Below are 19,474 nucleotides of genomic sequence, written 5' to 3'. Positions count from 1 at the left end.
AAGGAGCCTGACCATGGACGACAGAGTGACAGACGACAGAGTGATAGATGTCAGGACCGAACTGGACGAGGCACCCCTACGCCCGTTCCACTGGATGCTGGTGGGCCTCGTCCTGCTGGCCATCTGGTTCGACGGCTACGACGTGCTGGCCCCCTCGTACGTCATCCACTACGTCGCCGGTGGCTGGCACCTGAACTCCGCCCAGTCCGGGCTCCTGGTCTCAGCGGGACTGGTCGGCGTGATGCTCGGGGCACTGGTGCAGGGCGTCATCGCCGACCGGTTCGGCCGCCGGCCCACCATGATCGGCGGCCTGCTGGTCTCCGGCGTGTTCAGCCTGCTCACCGCGGTGTTCGTGGACTCGTACAGCGGCTTCCTCGCGATCCGGGTGGTCACCGGTCTCGGCCTCGGCGTGGTCATGCCGCTGGGCACCGCGTACATCAACGAGTACCTGCCCAGCAAGAGCCGGTTCCGGCTGGCGTCGCTCGCCGCCGCCGGGTTCTCGCTCGGCGCCGTGGGGGCCTCGGTCATCGGGGTGCTGTACACCGTGCAGCACGGCTGGCAGGTGCTGTTCTACGTGGGCTCCGGGGCGGGTGTGGTCGGCCTGGCGTTCCTGGCCGTGTTCCCGGAGTCCGCCGAGTACCTCGCGGCGCACGGCCGCACCGCCGAGGCGGCCCGGCTGCTGGGCCGGGTGCGGCCGGAGCGCGCGTCCGCCTACCGCGAGGGGGTCTTCGCGGCGGTCCGGCCGGACGCCGGGCACGCCACGCGCTCGCGCAAGGAGTGGCTGCTGCCGCTCCGCCCGCCGTACCTGCGGACCACCGTCGGACTGTGGCTGTCGGCGTTCCTGCTGCTCTTCGTCAACTACGGACTGTCCACCTGGACGCCCAACCTGCTGCTGGAGCGGGGCGACAGCTTCTCGCTGGGCTTCGGCACCGGCGCCGCGCTGCACAGCCTCCCGTTCCTCGGCGGCATCCTCTGCGGGTACGTCGCCGACCGCTGGCTCGGGCGGCGGGGCAGCCTGGCGGTGTGGTGCACGGTGGGTGCCCTGGCGACGGTGAGCGTCATCCTCACGCACAACCCGTTCATCATCGTCGCGGTGACCACGGCGTCCGGGTTCTTCCTGATCGGCAGCCAGTTCATGCTGAACAACACGTGCGCCATGGCCTACCCCGTCCAGGCGCGCGGCACCGGGACCGGGTTCATGCTCGGCTTCGGACGGCTCGGCGGCATCCTCGGCCCCTGGATCGGCGGGGCCGTGCACGGCGCCTGGGGGACCGACGCGACCTTCATCGTGATCGCCGTCGCTGGCGCCCTCACCGTGGCGACCAGCTCGGTCATCGCACCCCCTAAGGAGGCCGCCGCTTCCGGCCGCGCAACGCAGGCCGTTCCCGCATAGCGGCGCCATGGGCCCGGCCCGCCGCTCCAGAGCGGCGGGCCGGGCCCATGTGGTTACTCAGCCCGCGCGTGTTCGGCCGGTCTCCGGACGCTCAGGCTGTCCGACGCTCAAGCCTGCCCGCGCCGGGCCCGCCGCCGTGCGTTCAGCACCCCCGCCACCACGCCGCACACCACGGCGGGCACGGGCATCAGGAATCCCGGCGTCAGCAGGAAGGGCACGTCCGTCCGGTCGTCGTAGTAGCCGCCGATCAGCAGCGCCAGCATGATCACCGTGAAGAGCACGAAGACGCCGGCGCCGACGCCGAGGCCGACCAGGACGGCCGCGCTGCGGCCGAGGGTGCGGTGTGCCTTCTCCAGGCGCGCCGTGGCCTGCGGCAGCTGCTGCCAGCCGGGGCCGCGCAGCCGCGTCCAGAGGGCCCGCAACCGCTCGACCTCGGCGTCGAGCGCGGCGTGCGTACGGTTGTTGAGGTGCGGCAGGACGACGACGCGGGCGACGCCGTCGCGGACGTAATAGACGCTGACGGTGCGGTTGACGGCGCGGGCTTCGCCTGCCGTCGCCGGGTTGCCGTGGATCTCGACGGCCTGCACGTCCGGCCATGCGACCTGGACGGTACGCAAGGGCGTACGGACCGTGATGCCTTTGCTGCCGGTGGACGTGATGCTGCGGCCCACCATGACGCGCAGCGCGACGTAGAGCAGGACGAGCAGCACGGGCAGCCCGAACAGCACGATCGGTGGCGCCCCCTGCCGCGACAGCTGCGCCAGCCCGGCTGTGATGCCCACCAGTCCGATGCTCGGCACGCCGAGACCGCGGGCCCCGGTCGGTGCCGTGTCCGCCCGGTACTCCGGGAAGTACGGCTCCTGCTTCCCCGGCACATCCGGTGCACCCGGCGCGCCCGCCATGCCGCCTTCCCCACGTGTCACCGTCATCACCCGTTCCCTGCTCCGCGTTCGGACCCGCCCGGCGCCGGGGCGCCCGAACCAGCGGCGTCGCGGCGGGCAACTCCATTGCCACGCCGCACGGTAGGGCGGCCGCCCGGGGAGGGGTCCCGGCGCGGGCGAGCAGGGCGCGGAGCGCGCATCGGGCGTCAGCTGACCGCAAGGTCGGCCATGTGCTGCACGTGCACGGCCCGGGAGGCGGGCCTTGAGCACCTGCTCAGGCCTTGCCGAAGATTCCCTTCGGGAACGCCCCGTTGCCCAGTGCCGTCACGGCGAACCCTCCGGCCAGCTCCGTGAGGCGCTCGACCCCGGCTGCCCCCAGGTGGTCGTACGGCGCGGCGGCCAGGCGATCCGTCTCGTTCTCCAGGTCCTTGCGGAGGGTCGTTCCCGCCTCGGTCAGCTCGTTGGCCGCATCCAGAAGGCCTCTGTCCCGCAGCCGGCCCTGGGCAGCCGACCATTCCGCCTCGTCCCAGCCGCGGGTGGCCCGGGCGGCGCGGGTGGTGAAGCCACGGCCGGAGGCGGTGTGCGAGACAAGGGCCTCCAGACCGTCCAGGCCCGCGTGCATCAGCAGGGCGATGTGGCCGTCGCCGCGGTGTTCCCGAAGTATGGTCGCCGCCTGCCAGAGCGCCAGATGCGGCTCCTGCGCCACAGGCTGGTCGGCTTCTGCGGCGCTCAGCGGGCGACCCGAATGGTCACAGCCCTCGGTGGCGCGCAGCGCCAGTTCAGCGGCCTCGACCATCTCCTTGGAGGCCAAGGCTTCCTCGCCCAGCAGCCGTCGCAGCAGCCGGTCGGCGGCGCGCAGACGGGCCTTGAGCACCTGCTCGGGCGCGGCGATCTTCCAGAGCGCGGGGATGTGTTGGGCGATCAGTTCATGGCTGAAGTTGAAAAAGGTCGCCGTGACCGTACCGGGGCCGACGGGCCCCATGGCGGCGGAGCGTGCGGCGAAGTAACCAGAGGCGTTCAGGTAGGCGCCGGGTTCCTTGACGAGCCCCAGAGCCTCCGTCTCGGCGTCGAACTCCGGTGAGAAGTACACGGCGGAGTGCAGGGCGTTCAGGGGTTGGTGGCAGCGGCGGCCAGCTCGGGGACCTGTCATGCACGGAAGCATACTAAGCAGACGCTTAGCCTGGAACCCTGTGGGTGCCGGAACCCGTGTCACCCTGCGTGAGCTGTCACCAGCCTGCCCGCGCTGTTCACCACGTGGACAGGGATCCATCGGCCTCTCTCCCCCGCTGGCAGCGTTGCTCGCCGGCTTGGCGGACGCCGCGCCGTTCACCGCGGCACCGCTGCTCGCGGCCCTGGCAACGGTGACACCCGGTCGTCGCCCGGGAGCTGTCCAACCAACGGTGCGCCTGAGCACCGCAAGGCCGAGTAGTCTCGGTCTTCGCACTGCGAAACAGCGTCCAGGACGTGCTCGGGCCCCTCCGCTCATCACCGCAGTCGAACTCGGCTGGGGTGGCCGGACGGGCCGCGTTCGCCGCGCTGCTGCTCGGTGTGGTCCCGCTGCTGCCCCTGCCGAGTGCCCGGCTCGATCACTGTCCCGGTACCGACGAGAGGGTAAGAAGCATGCACATTCTGATTCTGCAACGGCCGCACTCCGCAGCACGGTACGACCACTGGATACGGGCGGCCGACCCGCAGGCCCGGATCACCCTGCTCACCTCGGCCGACACCGACCGTCCGGCCGGGGACCTGGCCGAGGGCGTGCACCGCGTCGTGGTGGACGACTACGCGTCACCCGCTGCGACCGCCGAGCTGCTCCGGCTCTGCGCCTCCGACCGACCGGACCGGATATTCGTCAACTCGGAGGACGACGTGCTGCGGGCCGCCGAGGCGCGCACCCTCTTCGGAATCGACGGTACCGGCTCGGAACTGGCACTGATGTTCCGTGACAAGGTCGCGATGAAGCGCCTCTTCGACGGGCTCCCGGTGCCAGCCGTGCCGCATCGCGAGGTGCGCTGCGGCGCCGACCTGTATGCGGCGCAGGAGGATCTCGGCACCATCGTGGTGAAGCCCCGTGACGGCGCCGGAGCCATCGGGGTACGGGTGCTGGCCGACGGGCAGGCGATCCGGCAGGCCTGCCTCGACGACCCTGACCTGCTCGGCGCCCTGCACGGCGGCGGCCTGATGGCCGAGCGCTACGTCGAGGGCACCGTCTACCACGTGGACGTACTCGTCGACGGCGCCAGGACGCTGCTTGTCTCGCCGTCGCGCTACCTCAGCCCGCCGCACCGGTTCCGTACCGACAACCTGGCCTCCGTCATGCTCGACACGGGTTCACCCCGTGCGAAACTGCTGATCGACACCGCCGAGCGCTTCGTCGCCAACCTGCCCGAGGGCCATGGAGTGCACGCCCTGCACCTGGAGTTCCTCGAAGACACCTCCGGCGCCTTCTTCGCGGGTGAGGTCGCCTGCCGCGTCGGCGGGGCGCTGATCAAGAACGGCGTCCACCACACCTACGGCGTCGACCTGTCCCTGGCGTCCTGCCTGTTGTCCGCAGGACTGTGGACGACACCCGTGGAACCGGACCGCGTGGCCGCACCGACCGGCTGGCTGCTGTGGACCGGCGGCCCGCAGCCGAGCGCTCCGACCGACCGCCCGGAGTGGCTGGTCGAGTACTCCGCTTCGGAGCGACGGGACGCGCCGGTCACCTCGGTGGACGGCAAGATCCGTTTTCTCGTCGAAGGCGCCGACGAGGACCAGATCGAACACCGACTACGCGGCTTGTAACGGTACGCCCGACCCGCTCAGCCCTCCTCGTGCCCCGTGCCGACCGGATGTCCATCGCCCCATCGGATATGCGTCGCCGCAGGCGAGCGCGGGGGCACTTGGACGGCTGAGACCGTGGCCGGGTGGCTGCGAGCCTCCCAGCCGACGGCTCCGCGCCACCTTGGCGCCAGACTCTCCTCATGGCAGATCAGAACACCGAGCGTCTCATCGACCGATTCGTCAGCGCCCTCCGGCCGGTAGTGCCACTGGTCTCGGTATGGGCACACGGGTCACTTGCCGGAGGTGACTACCGGCCGGGTCGTAGCGACCTCGACCTGATCGCCCTCCTCCGCCGGCCGTGCACGGCAGCCGAGGAACGGCAACTTGGCGAGGTGCACGAGGCCCTGGGCAGGGACATCCCCCTCGCGTCGAGGCTGCATTGCAGCTACCCCGCTGTCACCGAGCTGGATGACCCCGCACGCTCACACCTCACGTGGGCCCACGAGGAGCTGATGCACCGACCGATCACACCGGTGACCAGGCGCGAACTGCACGCGTTCGGACTCGTCCTGCACGGTCGGCCACCGACCGAGCACCTGCCACGGGTCGCTGACGGGCAGCTCGCCGATTTCATCGTCAAGGACCTTCAGGACTTCTGGCGTCCGGCCCTGGACCACCCGGAACGGTGGACGCGCGACATCTGGGTCGACCTCGGCCTGCTGACCCTGGCCAGAGCAGCAACGACCTTGCAGGACGGCAGACTGATCACCAAGGCCGAGGCCCTCGACGTACTCGCCGAACTGGGCGCCCCCGCGGACGTCGTGGACGACATCAGACGGCGCCGCTACGGCACCCCCGGCCCCGCAGACCAGCAGTGGATCAACCGCCGGGCAGAACTGACGCTCGCCTTCCTCGGGCCGGCGATCGACCAGGTCATCGCCACTTCCCACTGACGACGTACCCGCGCTGGCGGCCACCCGCCCCACGACGCGGCCGATGGCCCCTAGTCCCCCGCCGTGGCCAGCGACAGCAGTCCGCACAGTCCCGCGAAGACCAACAGGTAGACGAAAGCGGCCACGTCGATGACGGAGGAGTTCTCGGCCATGCGGTTGCCCACGAAGAACCACAGCACCGTGGCCGCGCCCAGGAACACGAGATTGCGCGGCTCGCCGAGCAACCGCATGCCGGCCCACAGCAGTACCGGCATCGCCAGCAGTCCTATGAGCTTGGCGAAGAGTAAGTCGAAGAGCCCGGCGAACATGGCGCCCGGATCATCCACGTCGCGCGCCCAGTGCCGCAGGGCGGCCCAGACCGCATAGCAGGCGACGGCCGCCACAGCGGCCACGAGGGTGCCTTTCGTCCAGTGGCTGGTGCTTGTCGTCATCATGCCTGCCAGGTTGGCAAGGGACCGCGCTCGGAGCCTGAGTACACGTACTCAAATCCGGGTCCGGTACCGGTTGGTGGCCGATCCGTCCGTGGTGGTGACGGTGACCAGGAGTGCTCCGCGTACGTGGATGGGGTGGCGGGCAGGGTGCCGGCCATGGGCGTCGACGCCGCCCAGGATCGAGGTTCAGCCCCAGCGCTCCACGGCCGCTGTCGACGACGGTTTGCGACCGGGGCACTATTCCTCGCTGGTGGGCTGGGTCCTGGTGCTTCTCGTCGTGGGTGTGCTGAACGCTGCGGTTGCCATCGCCCGTCACCGCACCCTCACGAAGGTGCGGATGGACGCCGCTTTCAGAACGGTCGACGCTGTCGTCGAACACTCCACCAGGCTGGGGAGCACACTCAGCCGCAAGGTCACGGCCGGCGAGATGACGACGATCGGGATCGGCGACGTGTGGGTGATCAGCCAGAGTCTGACCCTTACCGGTCCGGGAGCGGGTACCGTCGTCGCCCACGTCGTGGTGGCCGGGATGCTGCTGTCCATCTCGCCGTTGCTGGCGCTGGTCGTCCTGCTCGGGGCCCCGGTGGTCGCGGCCGCCGTGGGACCGCTGCTCAGCCGGCTGCGGTCGGCTCGGACTACCGGCAGCGGCAGGGTGACCTGACGGGCCGGCTGGTCGACATCACCGAGGGCCTGCGGCTGCTCAACGCCGTCGGCGGGAAGGACCGCTTCGCCGGACGCTACGTGCGAGAATCCGGGCGGTTGCGTGCCGAGGGCTTCCGGGTCGCGTCCGTCTCCAGTTGGATCCCCACCCTCGGCATCGGCCTCCCCCTGCTCTTCCTGGCCACCGTGACCTGGCTGGCCGCCCGGATGGCCGCCCGGCACACCATCTCCATCGGAGACCTCGTCGCCGTCTGCGGTTACGTCGCCTTCCTCGTGGTGCCCGTCACGGATCTGATCGAGGACGGTTTGTACCTTTCCAGAGCCATGGTGTCCGCACGGCGCGTCATCGCGCTCCTGAACGTGGGGCGGGACACGGCGGCGACGCCCGCCACGGACGACGGGACCGGCGAAGCGGTCGACGTGGGCGATCCCGCCTCCGGCGTCGAGGTCGCTGCCGGCCTGTTCACCGCGGTGGTGAGCGCACGGCCGCAGGAGGCCCAGGCGGTCGTCGAGCGCCTGGGGCGGTTTCGACCGTCGCAGGCCGTCTGGGGCGACAGCCGCCTCGACTCCCTGGCGCCTCGGGATTTTCGTGCTCGGATCCTGGTTGCCGACAACGAAGGTGACACGGCACGCTGCGCGAGGCCGTTGCCGGACGGCTGAATCCGGATGATCAGTCCGTCTTGCGCGCACTGCACCTGGCGGCTGCGGAGGACATCGTCAAGGGCCTGCCCGACGGGCCGTCCTCGGTCGTCGAGTCGCAGGCCCGGAACTTCTCCGGCGGCCAGTGGCAGCGCATCCGCCTCGCCCGCGCCCTGCTCGCCGATCCTGAGGTGCTCCTCGCTGCCGAGCCCACGTTGGCGGTCGACGCGCGCACCGAGGCGACGATCGCGGCCCGACTCCGCGACGGTCGCAGCGGTCGCACGACTGGTTGGACGACCTGCCCGACGGCCTGGACACCGAGCTGGGCACCACCCGACACCGCCTCGACGGCGGACAGGCCCAGCAGCTCGCCCTGGCCCGTGTCATCCTCGCCGACCCGCACACCGTCGTACTGGACGAGGCCACGGCGATGCTCGACCCGACTACCTCGCGTCATGTCGAACGTTCCCTCTCCGCCGTTCTCGAGGGCCGCACCGTGCTGGCCGTCGCCCACCGGCTGCACACCGCTCACGACGCCGACCGGGTGGCCGTGATGGAGGGAGGCAGAGTCCTGGAAGTCGGCACGCACGACGCAGCTCCACCACGGCCGTCTCGCGTCCGGGGAGGTCCTCGGTGAGGTAGCCGCCCTGCACCTCGTTGTGCAGTTCGACGAACGCGATGACGTCCGCCAGCCTTTCGGCCTCCGCCAGTTCCCAGAGGTCCGCCAAGGCGTCGGCGAGACGGACCGGCCGGTCTTCGGGCCTGACCGCCATCAGCGCGTCGAACCACCGGCGATCGCCGGCGAAGGAGCTGCTCTGCTGGTACTCCCAGCTGGAGAGGATGACGAAGACGTTGTGGCGTTGCGCGGCCCGCAGGAGGTCCAGCAGATGGGCCCCGGGGTCGAGGCGGACGCGGTGGCGCACGTCGTACCAGCGGGTGCCCTGCCCGTACTCGCCTCCGAGGGGGCCGAACTCCATGTCCCCGCAGAGGCCGGAACCGAAGATCAGGAACGGCATGGCGCAGATCCGGATGGTGTTGTAGCCGCGTTCGACGGCCTCGTCGAAGACGCGGTCGAGATCCTCGAACGGTTCTCCCGGTCCTGTGCGGGTGTACCAGGTGAAGTCCCACAGGGTGATGGTCAGTCGCTCGGGAAGTTGCGGTGGCAGGGGTACGGGGGTGTAGGCCATCGTGCCTTCTTCCTGGTTGGCCGGGGAGGGGGACGGACGGGGCGGCGGGCGGGGCGGTCGGTCCGGCGGGTTACTGGCGCACGAGTGGGACTCCGTCCATCGACACCGCCGCACCCGACGCGGCGGACGCTTCGATGGAGAGCGTGACGGGCCCCTGGGACAGGGTGACGGGCATCCTCCGCTTGCGTAGGACGACCTTGGTGGCCGCGGGTGCGGCGTCAGCTCTTGACGGCGCCGGCGGTGAGACCCTCGAGGAGTTGCTTGCGCAGCACGAAGAAGACCAGCAGGCTCGGGATGGCGGCGAGCACGGCGCCGGCCAGGACCAGGTGGTACTGGCGGCCGGTCGCGCCGAAGAGGGCCTGGATGCCCAGCGGAAGGGTGTAGTCGCCCGGGTTGCTGATCACGATGAGCGGCCAGATCAGGCTGGTTGTAGCTGTTGAGGAAGGACCACACGCCCAGAGCGCCGAGGGCGGGGCGTAGCAGGGGCAGGACGACGCGCCAGAAGAGGCCGAACTCGGTGCAGCCGTCGACCCGTGCGGCGTCCAGGATCGCGTCGGGGACGGACTGTTCGGCGAACTGCCGCATCATGAAGATGCCGAACGCCGGCGCCACCCAGGGGACCACGAGGGCGAAGTACGGCGTGGTCAGGTGTGCTTTGGCGACCATGATGAACAACGGGACGACGATCACCGCGAACGGCACCGCCAGCGAGCTGAACATGGTGTTGAACAGGATCCTCTTGCCCCGGAAGCGGTACTTGGCGAAGGCGAAGCCCGCGAGCGCGCACAGCACCACGGAGGCTGCGGTCGCGATGATCGCGACAACGGTGCTGGTCAGCAACCACCTCCAGAACGGGTTGCCGCCCAGCAGCCCCCGGTAGTTGGCCAGTGTCGCCGGCGAGGGCCACAGTCTGGGTGGATAACCGAAGATGTCCCCGCGGTTCTTGAAGGAGGACGAGACGGCCCACAGCAGGGGCAGCGCGAAGACGAGCAGCAGGGCGACCAGGAACGCGTACAGCAGGATGCGGCCGGCCCTGGGCCGGGCTCGGCGGGGTGCGCGCTCGGCAGCGTGCTGGGCGGTGGTCGTCGGTCATCCCTTCCAACCCCCAGCAGGTGCATGGCGAGCCTGCCGAGAACGAACACGGCCACGAAGAGCAGTACTCCGGCGGCCGCCGCATAGCCGAGCTGCTGGCGCTGGAAGCCGGCGCGGAAGATGAACATGGCCACGGACAGCGTGGATTCGCCGGGACCGCCCTGGGTGAGCAGGAACGGCTCCTCGAAGATCTGCGCCGTACTCACGAGAACGGTGACGGCGACGAAGGCGGTGACCGGACGCAGGCAGGGGACCGTGACGTTGCGGAAGCGGCCGACCGGTCCGGCGCCGTCGATGGCCGCCGCCTCGTACAGCTCGCGCGGCACGTTCTGCAAGCCGGCGAGGAAGAAGATGGTCAGGTAGCCGGTCCAGCGCCACAGCACCAGGATCACCACGGTCACCCGCGCCCAGCCGGGCGAGCCGAGCCAGTCGATGCCGCCGAACCCGAACACAGCGTGCGGGCGGGGGCGGTGACCGCCTGATCGTTCAGGGATTCCAGGGTGGGCTGCGGCAGCTGCGGTGGCGGCACCAGCGACCATCGGGTGAAGGCGCCGTCGGGGCCGCTCCGGACGACACCCGGGCCGAGGAGCGCGGCCGGTGCGGGAAGCAGGGCGATGGACGGATCCGCGGACGCGATGTGCAGGCGCAGCTCGGCACCGTCCACCAGCACCAGGTCGCCGCTGAGGGCGACGCGTTCGCGTCCGAAGACGTCACCTTGGTGAGCTGCGGCGCCTCTTCGTGCGACAGCACCAGGACCTGCGCGGAGCCGGACGCCCCGGTCAGGGTCAGCAAGGCCCCGGTCCCCGGATCGGACACCTCTACGAGCGTGCCCTCGGGACCGTTCTCCACCCGGGCAGGCCCCTCGACCTGGACGCCGGCGGGCAGCGCGAGCGTGGGTGGGATGCCGGCGACGGCGACGAGCACGGTGAGCGTGGTGTCCTCGACGTCGAGGCGCGTGGCAGGCTGGGCCGTGGCCCAGTCCAGCCGCAGCCCGGCGCCCAGGTCCAGGCCGATCGGCCACACGAAGTGCGCCCCGGACGGCACCGTGACCGGCTGAGCCGGCAGGGTGACGCTCCGGTCGCCTCCGAGGTGGACGCGGAACCGAACGCCCTCGTGCTCCGGCAGCGTCACGTGCGGCTCATGGTTGTTGACGAACAGGAAGCCCTGCGCGCCGGCCGCGCGGACGGACCACCGCAGCGTCGTCCGGTCATCGAGCGAGCCGGGTTCCGTATCGGGCAACGAGATCGGCATCCGGGCCAGACCGGCTCCGTAGTCGTGCAGGAAGAGATGCTGCAACCGCAGGCCGTGGAAGGCGGCGCGTACCTGCCCGTACTCGCCCAGCGGCGCCTGGAAGTCGTAGGTGACGCGCGGAAGGTCGTTGGGGTAACCGGTGTCGTGGCTCTCCTGGTTGGATTCCTCGAGATCGGTCCGCTGGGAGCAGCCGTGGTACAGGTAGTAGCCCTGCCAGACCGAACCGCTGCCCAGCTTGGTCAGGGCCAGCGAGGTGACGTCTGCTGCCGGCACGAGGGGACGGCGGTGGTAGGCGATGGCCATGCCACCGCCCAGCTCGCAGGTGGCATACGGGTAGCGACCGGTGTCGGACCGGGTACCGGTGCCCACGGCGGTGCGCAGATCGGCGCCGATGGCGTGGTCGTCACGGATCGGCGTGAAGAAGAAGTGGCGGCGCATCTCGCGTGCCGGACCGATCTGGGCGTCTTCCCAGAAGGCCTCGGGGTAGCCGCCGTACAGCGGCAGCAGCGTGTCGTGCGGGAGGTCGGCCGCGCCCCAGGCGGTCGCCGTCCACAGCGGCGCATGCATTCCCAGGTCCTCAGCCAGGCGGCGAAGCGTGGCGAGATGCTCGGGCTGGTCGTAGAGCTCGTTCTCCACCTGGAACGCCACGATCGGCCCGCCGTCGTCATGCAGGAGCCCGCGCAGTTCCTCGGCAATGCGCCGGTAGTAGGGCTCGACCAGCGCGAGATAGGCGGGGTCGTTCGTGCGCGGCGTACAGTCGACCTCGCTCAGCCAGTCCGGGTGCCCGCCGTTGCGGCACTCGCCATGGGACCAGGGGCCCAGGCGGACGACCAGCGTCAGGCCGACCTCGCCGCACAGCTGCGCGAAACGGCGGACGTCCAGGTCGCCGTCGAACCGGTACGTACCGCGCTCGTTCTCGTGCTGGTTCCAGAACAGGTAGGTGGCCACCATGTCGATGCCGCCGGCCTTGACCTTGAGGAGCTCCTCCCGCCACTCGCCGGCCGGATAACGGCTGAGGTGGAACTCGCCCATCACGGGAATCCAGGGGCGGCCGTTCCGGATCAGGCTCTGGCTGTCCACCGGGCAGCACCCTCGATGTACGCGCCCTCGGTGAAGAATGCGACGCCAGCACGACTGTCATGCGGAAACCCACGAAGTCCCCGGACGGAAAGGAGCTGATCGACGCACGTCGAAACCGCGGAGCGTTCCTCACCTCATCAGGGACCGGGACGCGAAGGTAGGAGGGCTCACGCGGCGATCAGCGACGCGTGGATCCGGCTGACGGCACGCAGGACCTCGTCTCGGTTCTGCGCCCGCTTGATCCAGGCCGGAAGGCGTGCCACCAGGGTCATCTTCTGTCCGGTGTCGTACCAGGGCGCTCGTTCGCGCAGCGACGCCTGGACGAAACGGCGGATCAGGTCGAGATGTTCGAGGTTGTACGCCCACAACCACCCGTGGCGGGTCTCCACCTGGAGCCACAGCGGCATGCCGAAGTACGGATCCGTCGCGGGTTGAGCTGTACCACGGGAGAACGTGACACGGCGGCCGCTCCACACCCGTGACAGTCCGCAACCACGGCAGACCAGACGTCGCGGCCTGAACAACATCCGTCCCCGGGGGTCGGGGCCTTCGGGCGCCGGCACGACACGAGCGGCCTTCGCGCAACCGGGGCATCGCACGACGATCGAGCTGATGTAGTCGTACTCCGTGCTGCGCGGGTCCCGGAACCGACCGGAGGGCAAGGCCATGCGCCGAGTATGCAGCGCCCCTCAGACCAGCGCATCCCCATTCAACCACTCACGCCCATGGCTGCTGTGTCCGCCGCCTGGTGGTGCGCCCGGGCGAAGGAGAACCCGAACGGGGAATACGGGCGTCTGCACCTGCGACTCAGCCACGCGGCCGGGGCGGCTGGAACTACCGCTTGACCGCCACACCGACGTAGACCGCGCTCGGTTCCCGGGGTGGCGCGTCGTCGCCCGTGAACCATTCCGGCGCGGTCACCACACCGTGACCGGGCCCTACGAAGGTGAGGCCGTCGAAAAAGCGTGTGATCTCGGCGCGGGTCCGGGACTGGGTCGGGATCTGGCTGTTGTAGGTCCTGGCCACCTGCTCCGCATACTGCGGATAGAGCTCGAGGCTGGTGTGGGACAGCACGAGGTGGCTGCCGGAGGGCAGCGCTTCCACGAGTGCGTGGACGATGCCGTAAGGGTCCTCTTGGTCGAGTATGAAATGCAGCAGCGCGACGAGCGACAGGGTGATCGGCCGGTCGAAGTCCAGGAAAGTGCGGGCATGTTCCAAGACCCGGGCGGTGTCGCGTACGTCTGCTTCTATGTAATCGGTCGCCCCCTCGGGCGCGCTCGTGAGGAGCGCTTCGGCATGGCGCATGACGAGGGGATCGTTGTCGACGTACGCAACGCGGGCTCTGGGATTGACGCCCTGGACGACCTGGTGAAGATTGGGCGTGGTGGGGATACCGGTACCGATGTCGAGGAACTGATCGATGCCGACGCGGGCGATCCAGGCGGTGGAACGGTGCATGAAAGCCCGGTTCTGCCGTGCGGCATCGCGGAAGAAGCCGGGTACTCGCTTGGCCAGCTCCCGGTCCACCGGATAGTTGTCCTTGCCGCCCAGCAGGCAGTCGTAGACACGGGCCGGGTGCGCTCTACTGGAATCGACCTGGCGCTGCGGACGTAAGCCCATCGGGAAACTCCAGGGCGAGGAAGGCAACTGAACGCGTTCATACTGGACTGCCGGGCGCACCTGGACAAGCCTGTTCCGGCACCGAGGCTGAGCCAACTGCCTGATCGCACCCGCAACACCGGACGGCACGCGTCCACCACGGACTCGAAGCGGTGCCACCACGACGGCCGACCGCGCCACAACGGCGGGCCGGGGTCAAACTCTCGCCACGCCGGGCCATCGGCGACATGTTCACCCAGCAGACCGGTGCCCTGCTGCCCGCCCGGGTAGCCGAGTTGCCATCGCATCCGACAAAGGTTTTGCGCGGGCCGCCGCCCGGATGGTGAGGTGGCACGGTGACACATGACGATGAGGCGGGGACCCTCCGGCCGTTGACCCTGGCCTGGGTGAGTCGGCACCTGGACGCCGGCGAACGGATCGTCGCCATCGAGGCGCTGCACGGCGGTGTCACCGCCGAAATGCGGCGGCTGACCATCGGCACGCGCGATGGAGGCACCCGCGACCTGGTGCTGCGGACCTACGTCGACCCGTTCTTCGTGGAGCACGCCGAGGACTCGCTGCTCAGGGAGACCGGCGCCCTGACCCTGCTCGCGGAGACCGGCGTGCCGGCTCCTGGACTGGTTGCCGTCGATCCGACCGCCGAGCACTGCGAGTATCCGTCGCTCCTCATGACGCATCTGGCGGGCCGGACGGTCCTCGACGACGAGGGATTGGAGACGCGAGTCCCTCTGCTGGCCCGTCAACTCGTGGCGATCCATGCACTGCGTCCCGCCGAGCGGCCCAGGAAGTTCGTGACGTTGACGACTGCCGAAACCGTCGTGACTCCGAAGGGCGCAGACACGGCGGCATGGACCGCGGCGATCGACCTGATCCGCAAGCCCCCGCCGCCTTACGAAGGGCGTTTCCTGCACCGGGACTTCCAGCCCGGCAACGTGCTGTTCGATGTGTCGCCCCCGAGCCCGGCAGGTCCCCGGATCAGCGGCGTCGTCGACTGGGCGGGGACATCCTGGGGCCCGGCGGACCTCGATGTCGCGCACTGTGCCACCAATCTCGCGATGCTGCACGGCCCGGCGTGGGGTCTGCGGTTCGCTGCGGCGTATGAGGAGGCCGGCGGGATGCTGGCCGCGGCCGCGAGCGAGCGGCTGTACTGGCGGGTGAGGGACGCACTGGCGTTCTCAGAAGAAGTGCAGTTGGTGGCGAAGCCGTGGCGGGAGGCGGGGAGGGCAGAGCTGACGACGCGGGCCGTGGAGGAGCGGCTGGACGCCTACGTCACCGCTTCCATGCACGCGCTGGGGTGAGCCAGAGCGACGACGGCTCTGCGGCGCCTCCGAAAGAGGTGGCGGATTTCAAGGACGATTCGCTTCTGCGTCCGCCCGCCGCCCGCCGACGACGACGCGGGCCGAGAGGCCGGAATTCCGCTCCTCAGAGCGTCGCAAGCCGCTGCCGTATGTCCGCCGCGATCGGGGCGTTCAGCTCCTGTGCGAGGGCCAGTGCCTCCCGCCACAAGCGGTCCGCCAGGTCGGGCCGGCCGTCGCGCAGATGGATGCCGCCGAGGCAGTCGAGCGTCTCCGCCTCGCCCGACCGGTCGCCGCACGAACGGCGGCACTCCAGCGCCTCCCGGCCGTACGCGAGGGCCGGCTCCACACTGTCCATGGCGAGATGGGTACGGGCCAGGCCGTCCAGCACGCTGCCCTCCATCCGCCGGTCGCCCGTCTTGCGGAACATCGTCAGCGCCTGCTCCTGCGCGCTGACGCTCTGCGCCGCCAGCCCCGCATCGCGGTACAGCTCACCGAGGTTGGCCAGCGCAATGGCCTCGCCCGCCGGGTCGCCGATCGCCCGGCAGATCTGTAGGGACTGCTCCTGGCAGTCGATGGACGCCGGCAGCCGGCCCATCCGGCGCAAGGTGTTGCCGAGATTGGTCAGCACCCCCGCCTCGCCCTCGCGGAAGCGGATCTCACGCATCAGCGCGAGCGCGGACCGGTAGTGGTCCACCGCGCCTTCGTACTGCCGCAGGTCGTGTTGCGCGACACCGAGACCGACCAGCAGGCGCGCCTCCGCCAGCCGGTCGCCGAGCAGCCTGGCGCTGGGCAGAGCCAGCTCGTGGCAGACGATCCAGTCCGCCCAGTGCCCCCGTGTTTCGAAGAACCCCCACAGGCAGCGGGCCAGCTGCCAGGCGTGTCGGTGGTGGCCGTCCCGGCCGGCGACCCGGATCAGGGGCGCGAAAGTGCCACGCTCCGCGTCCAGCCAGGCCAGTGCCGACGCCCGGTCCTCGAACACCTCGCCGGCCCCGGCCGCGGCTGCGTCCGCGCGGTCGAGCCGCTGCGGCCGCAGTAGGTCCTCGGCGCCGTCCACCGTGGCCAGGTAGAAGTCCAGCAGCCGCGCCAGCGCCGCCCGCCGCTCTTGCGCTGCTTCCGTGCGGGTGCACTCGCGGGCCGCGTAGACGCCCAGCAGGTCGTGCAGCCGGTAGCGGCCGGGGCGCGGTTCGTCCAGCAGCTGGGAGTCGACCAGGTCCTCCATCAGCCGGTCGGCCCGCGCGGCGTCGGTCGCGGCGAGCGCCGTGGCCGCGGGCAGGCCGATCTCGGCGCCTGGGAACAGGCCGAGCAGCCGGAACATCCGCTGCCGCGCGGCGTCCAGCGACCGGTACGACAGCGAGAAGGCCGCCGCGACGCTGCGGTCCTCGGCCGTCAACTCGTCCAACATGCGTTCCTCGTCGGCCAGCCGCCGGCGCAGATGCGCCACGCTCCACGCCGGGCGGTGCCGCAGCCGGGCGGCGGCGATCTGCACGGCCAGCGGCAGCAGCATGCAGGCCCGTACGACAGCGCCGGTCGCCTCGGGCTCCGCCGCAGCCCGCTCCTTGCCGGCCACCGCGGAGAACAGGGCCACCGCGTCGGCATACGGCAGCACCTGAAGGCTCAGCGACTCGCCCGCGTCGAGCCCTGACAGCCTGCGCCGCGAGGTGACCAGCACCAGGGAGTCGCGGGAACCCGGGAGCAGCGGTCGCACCTGGCCCGCGTCCACCGCGTTGTCCAGCACCAGCAGCGCACGCCGACCGGCGATCCTGGACCGCCACAGTGCGGCCCGGTCGTCGGCCTGCGCAGGGATACGGTCGCCCGGCACGCCCACCGCCAGCAGAAGCTTCTCCAGCGCCGCCGCCGCGGTCACCGGCCGCCGGCCCGACGTGTGCCCGTGCAGATCGATGTGCAGCCGCACGTCCGGATACCACTGCTGTAGCGCGTGCGCCGCGTGGACGGCGAGCGTTGTCTTGCCCACGCCGGCCATGCCGTCGATCGCGCACACCCCGCCGTCCGACACAGCGAGGATCCGAGCCAGCTCGCGGGTCCGCCCCTGGAAGAACCCGGTGTCCCGGGGCAGGTTGACCCAGCGTTCCTCCGCCGCGGCCGGCTCCGGTTGCGGTTCCGGCTCCGGCCCGCCCGTGGCATCCGTGAGCAGCCCGGGGTCGGCCGTCACAATCCGCTGCCGCACCCCGGCCAGCAGCGGCCCCGGATCAAGGCCCAGCCACTCGACCGACACGGCACGGGCCCGCTCGTACGCCACCAGCGCCTCCGACTGCCGTCCCGCGCGGTACAGCGCCAGCATCAGCTGCGCCCAGGGCCGCTCCCGCAGCGGCTGTTCGCCGGTCGAAAGCCGGGCCTCGGCGATCGCCTCGTCGTACCGGCCGCGGGCGATCAGCACGTCGACCCGGTCCTCGGCCAGCGACTGCCGCTCCTCCGCGAGCCAGTTGCGCTGCGTCTGCGCGAACGGCCCCGGCACACCGCCCAGCACCATCCCGTCGAACAACGTCAGCGCCTCGCCGAACAGCCGCTCGGCGACGGCCGCGCGCCGGGCCTGCCACGCCCGGCGACCCTCGTCCCTGAGCTGCTGGAACCGGACGAGATCGACGGCCTCACCCGGCACGCTGAGCCGGTAGCCCGAGGCGTGCGACTGGAGATAGCGGCCCGGGGAACGGCGCGGACGTCCCGGCTCCAGGACGCGCCGCAGGCCCGCCACATAGGTGTGCACGCTGCCTTCGGGACGCCCGGGCAGATCCTCGCCCCAGACGGCGTCGATCAGCTCGCTGCTGGACACCACCTGGTTGCAGCGGACGGCGAGCACGGCGAAGACGGCGCGCTGCAACGGCGGCCCCAGCGCCGGTTCCCGTGCACCGATGCGTGCCCTCAGCGGCCCGAGTAATCGGACCGACAGCTGCTCCTGCCCGTCGTCGCGCCCCACCACCGGAACCTCCCCTGTGCCCGCCGCACGGCATCCAGACGTTATCCAGAGCAGGTTGCCAGGATGACCGCGTCATCCAGCTTTGGGAAGCCAGGAGTGGGACATGAGATTCGGGTTATGCAATTCCCGTCTGCGCCGGTCGGGGCGGCGCACACGGCGGACGGGATGGGCTCTGGCGTCGGCGGGTGTGCTCGCCGCGGTCGGCCTGCTCGCCGCACCGGCGGCGCAGGCCACCGGGGTACCACCGTCCGACCCGCACACCTACTACATCGGCGACGACGGCGCCCTGTGGGGATACGAGGGCCTCGGGGACGGCACGTTCACCAGGCCGGCCCAGCTCGGACCGGCGAAGACCGCGGAGCCCGGCGCCCGCCTTGCGGCCGTACGCCTGAAGGGCTATCCGCTCTCGGTGTTCTTCGTGGGCCTCGACGGAGCGGTGTACCAGGACTGCCCGACGGCACAGCAGCCGTTTCCGATCACGTTGACCGGCGTCGCGCCGTCCGGTGCCGCGATCACCGCCTTCGACACCGGCAGGGGCCCCGGGGTCGTGGTCTCCGGCATCCCGCCACGCCAGGAGGCCGAGCGGGCGGCGAGCCCGGCGCTGACGCGTGAGATCAGCAATCCGTGCACGCCCCCGCCGCGGCTGATGCTGAACAACGGCTCGTCGTCGTACACCGGCAGTGACCTGGCCTCGGCCGGCGGCGACGAGCCCTACCAGGGGGTCTTCTTCGTGGACGGGAAGGGCTCGGTGCGCGCGCAGTGGTACTCGGCCGCCACCAGCACGCCCGTCTCGGTCACGCTCACCCAGCCCGGGACGGCCGCGCCGGCCGGCGGTGTCGCCGTGATCTCCGACGGCGCCGGTGCGCTGACCCTGTTCTTCACCGGCCTCGACGGGCGCCTGTACGCCGCGCACCCGAAGCAGGGCGGCGGCCTGTCCGGCCCTCCGCAGCCGAACCCGAACGGTCCCGCCGACGTGCCAGGTGGCGCCCATCTGGCCGCCGCGACAGGTCCCGACGGCATCGCGGTGGGCTACGCGGCCGGCGACGGCACGTTCACCGTGGCGACCCTCTCGACCGACGGCACGTGGAAGGACACGGCGCCGTTCAGCGACCCCGGGTTCCTGGTGGCGGGGGCCTCCGTGGGGGTCACCGCGGCGGACGACGGCTGGGACTGGTACTGCGGCAACGACCTGCGCTTCCTCTGGCACTTCCACGGCCCAGGGCCTCGGCCCGGCTGGTTCCAGGTCGGCGACCTGGCGAATGCCGTCTTGGGGACGTTCTTCGCCGCGGCCTGA

16 protein-coding genes and 4 pseudogenes are annotated in these 19,474 nt (G+C 70.8%); 9 read left to right on the top strand and 11 right to left on the bottom strand.

Features of this window, described 5'->3' with window-relative positions; all coding sequences use genetic code 11:
- Positions 1–13: 13 nt before the first annotated feature.
- Entirely contained in the window at positions 14–1,393 is a 1,380-nt protein-coding gene (locus NQO67_RS01430; RefSeq protein WP_255945467.1) for an MFS transporter, read from the top strand.
- A gap of 107 nt (positions 1,394–1,500) precedes the next feature.
- Here NQO67_RS01430 and NQO67_RS01425 read toward each other — a convergent pair whose 3' ends face one another.
- Together NQO67_RS01425 and NQO67_RS01420 are read right to left on the bottom strand one after the other, a co-directional pair.
- A complete protein-coding gene (locus tag NQO67_RS01425) occupies positions 1,501–2,322 on the bottom strand; it encodes a hypothetical protein (RefSeq protein ID WP_255945465.1) in 822 nt (273 codons plus the stop codon).
- A gap of 226 nt (positions 2,323–2,548) precedes the next feature.
- Positions 2,549–3,424, bottom strand: a complete 876-nt coding sequence (locus tag NQO67_RS01420) for an SCO6745 family protein (protein ID WP_255945463.1) — start codon at positions 3,422–3,424, stop codon at positions 2,549–2,551.
- A 470-nt stretch (positions 3,425–3,894) separates the two neighbouring features.
- Here NQO67_RS01420 and NQO67_RS01415 point away from each other — a divergent pair, with 470 nt between their 5' ends.
- Together NQO67_RS01415 and NQO67_RS01410 are read left to right on the top strand one after the other, a co-directional pair.
- Positions 3,895–5,058 (top strand): ATP-grasp domain-containing protein, encoded by a 1,164-nt coding sequence (locus NQO67_RS01415; protein ID WP_255945461.1) that lies wholly within the window; start codon positions 3,895–3,897, stop codon positions 5,056–5,058.
- 179 nt (positions 5,059–5,237) lie between these two features.
- Complete coding sequence (locus NQO67_RS01410) at positions 5,238–5,990, top strand: nucleotidyltransferase domain-containing protein (protein WP_255945459.1); 753 nt, start codon at positions 5,238–5,240, stop codon at positions 5,988–5,990.
- Between the two features lie 50 nt (positions 5,991–6,040).
- On the opposite strand, the gene NQO67_RS01405 is transcribed toward NQO67_RS01410, so the two are convergent.
- Entirely contained in the window at positions 6,041–6,424 is a 384-nt protein-coding gene (locus NQO67_RS01405; RefSeq protein WP_255945457.1) for a hypothetical protein, read from the bottom strand.
- A gap of 280 nt (positions 6,425–6,704) precedes the next feature.
- Between NQO67_RS01405 and NQO67_RS01400 the strand changes: the two genes are divergently transcribed.
- From NQO67_RS01400 to NQO67_RS01385, 4 genes and pseudogenes are all read left to right on the top strand, one after another.
- Positions 6,705–7,082 (top strand): hypothetical protein, encoded by a 378-nt coding sequence (locus NQO67_RS01400; protein ID WP_255945455.1) that lies wholly within the window; start codon positions 6,705–6,707, stop codon positions 7,080–7,082.
- An 80-nt stretch (positions 7,083–7,162) separates the two neighbouring features.
- Positions 7,163–7,741 (top strand): hypothetical protein, encoded by a 579-nt coding sequence (locus NQO67_RS01395; RefSeq protein WP_255945453.1) that lies wholly within the window; start codon positions 7,163–7,165, stop codon positions 7,739–7,741.
- A gap of 20 nt (positions 7,742–7,761) precedes the next feature.
- A pseudogene (locus NQO67_RS01390) lies at positions 7,762–7,875 on the top strand (hypothetical protein); the annotation flags it as partial.
- Positions 7,876–8,006: 131 nt separating this feature from the next.
- Positions 8,007–8,357, top strand: a pseudogene (locus NQO67_RS01385) (iron ABC transporter permease); the annotation flags it as partial.
- A gap of 370 nt (positions 8,358–8,727) precedes the next feature.
- On the opposite strand, the pseudogene NQO67_RS44855 reads toward NQO67_RS01385, so the two are convergent.
- From NQO67_RS44855 to NQO67_RS01350, 7 genes and pseudogenes are all read right to left on the bottom strand, one after another.
- Positions 8,728–8,907: pseudogene (locus tag NQO67_RS44855) on the bottom strand (cellulase-like family protein); the annotation flags it as partial.
- Between the two features lie 218 nt (positions 8,908–9,125).
- Entirely contained in the window at positions 9,126–9,311 is a 186-nt protein-coding gene (locus NQO67_RS44115; RefSeq protein ID WP_255946788.1) for an ABC transporter permease family protein, read from the bottom strand.
- Between the two features lie 88 nt (positions 9,312–9,399).
- A pseudogene (locus NQO67_RS44110) lies at positions 9,400–9,627 on the bottom strand (ABC transporter permease subunit); the annotation flags it as partial.
- 113 nt (positions 9,628–9,740) lie between these two features.
- Positions 9,741–10,538 carry a carbohydrate ABC transporter permease gene (locus tag NQO67_RS01365; protein WP_255945451.1) on the bottom strand — a complete coding sequence of 266 codons (798 nt, stop codon included), beginning with the start codon at positions 10,536–10,538 and terminating at the stop codon, positions 9,741–9,743.
- Positions 10,486–12,330 carry a beta-galactosidase gene (locus NQO67_RS01360; RefSeq protein ID WP_255945449.1) on the bottom strand — a complete coding sequence of 615 codons (1,845 nt, stop codon included), beginning with the start codon at positions 12,328–12,330 and terminating at the stop codon, positions 10,486–10,488. The genes NQO67_RS01365 and NQO67_RS01360 overlap by 53 nt, the downstream gene beginning before the upstream one ends.
- Before the next feature lie 167 nt (positions 12,331–12,497).
- Positions 12,498–12,998, bottom strand: coding sequence for a hypothetical protein (locus NQO67_RS01355; protein ID WP_255945447.1), 501 nt, complete (start codon positions 12,996–12,998; stop codon positions 12,498–12,500).
- Positions 12,999–13,164: 166 nt separating this feature from the next.
- The gene (locus NQO67_RS01350) at positions 13,165–13,950 is read right to left on the bottom strand and encodes an SAM-dependent methyltransferase (protein ID WP_255945445.1); all 786 of its coding nucleotides are present in this window, start codon (positions 13,948–13,950) and stop codon (positions 13,165–13,167) included.
- Positions 13,951–14,285: 335 nt separating this feature from the next.
- Here NQO67_RS01350 and NQO67_RS01345 point away from each other — a divergent pair, with 335 nt between their 5' ends.
- Positions 14,286–15,248 (top strand): phosphotransferase family protein, encoded by a 963-nt coding sequence (locus NQO67_RS01345; RefSeq protein WP_255945443.1) that lies wholly within the window; start codon positions 14,286–14,288, stop codon positions 15,246–15,248.
- 124 nt (positions 15,249–15,372) lie between these two features.
- Here the strand turns inward: NQO67_RS01345 and NQO67_RS01340 are convergent, their stop codons facing one another.
- Positions 15,373–18,183, bottom strand: a complete 2,811-nt coding sequence (locus NQO67_RS01340; protein ID WP_255945441.1) for an AfsR/SARP family transcriptional regulator — start codon at positions 18,181–18,183, stop codon at positions 15,373–15,375.
- A 100-nt stretch (positions 18,184–18,283) separates the two neighbouring features.
- On the opposite strand from NQO67_RS01340, the gene NQO67_RS01335 reads away from it, so the two are divergent.
- Positions 18,284–19,474, top strand: coding sequence for a hypothetical protein (locus tag NQO67_RS01335; protein WP_255945439.1), 1,191 nt, complete (start codon positions 18,284–18,286; stop codon positions 19,472–19,474).

The sequence above is a fragment of the Streptomyces odontomachi genome (assembly GCF_024435355.1).
GTDB lineage: Bacteria > Actinomycetota > Actinomycetes > Streptomycetales > Streptomycetaceae > Streptomyces > Streptomyces odontomachi.
The sequence above is the reverse complement of the archived record's forward strand: the minus strand, read 5'-3'. Positions and strand labels throughout refer to the sequence as shown.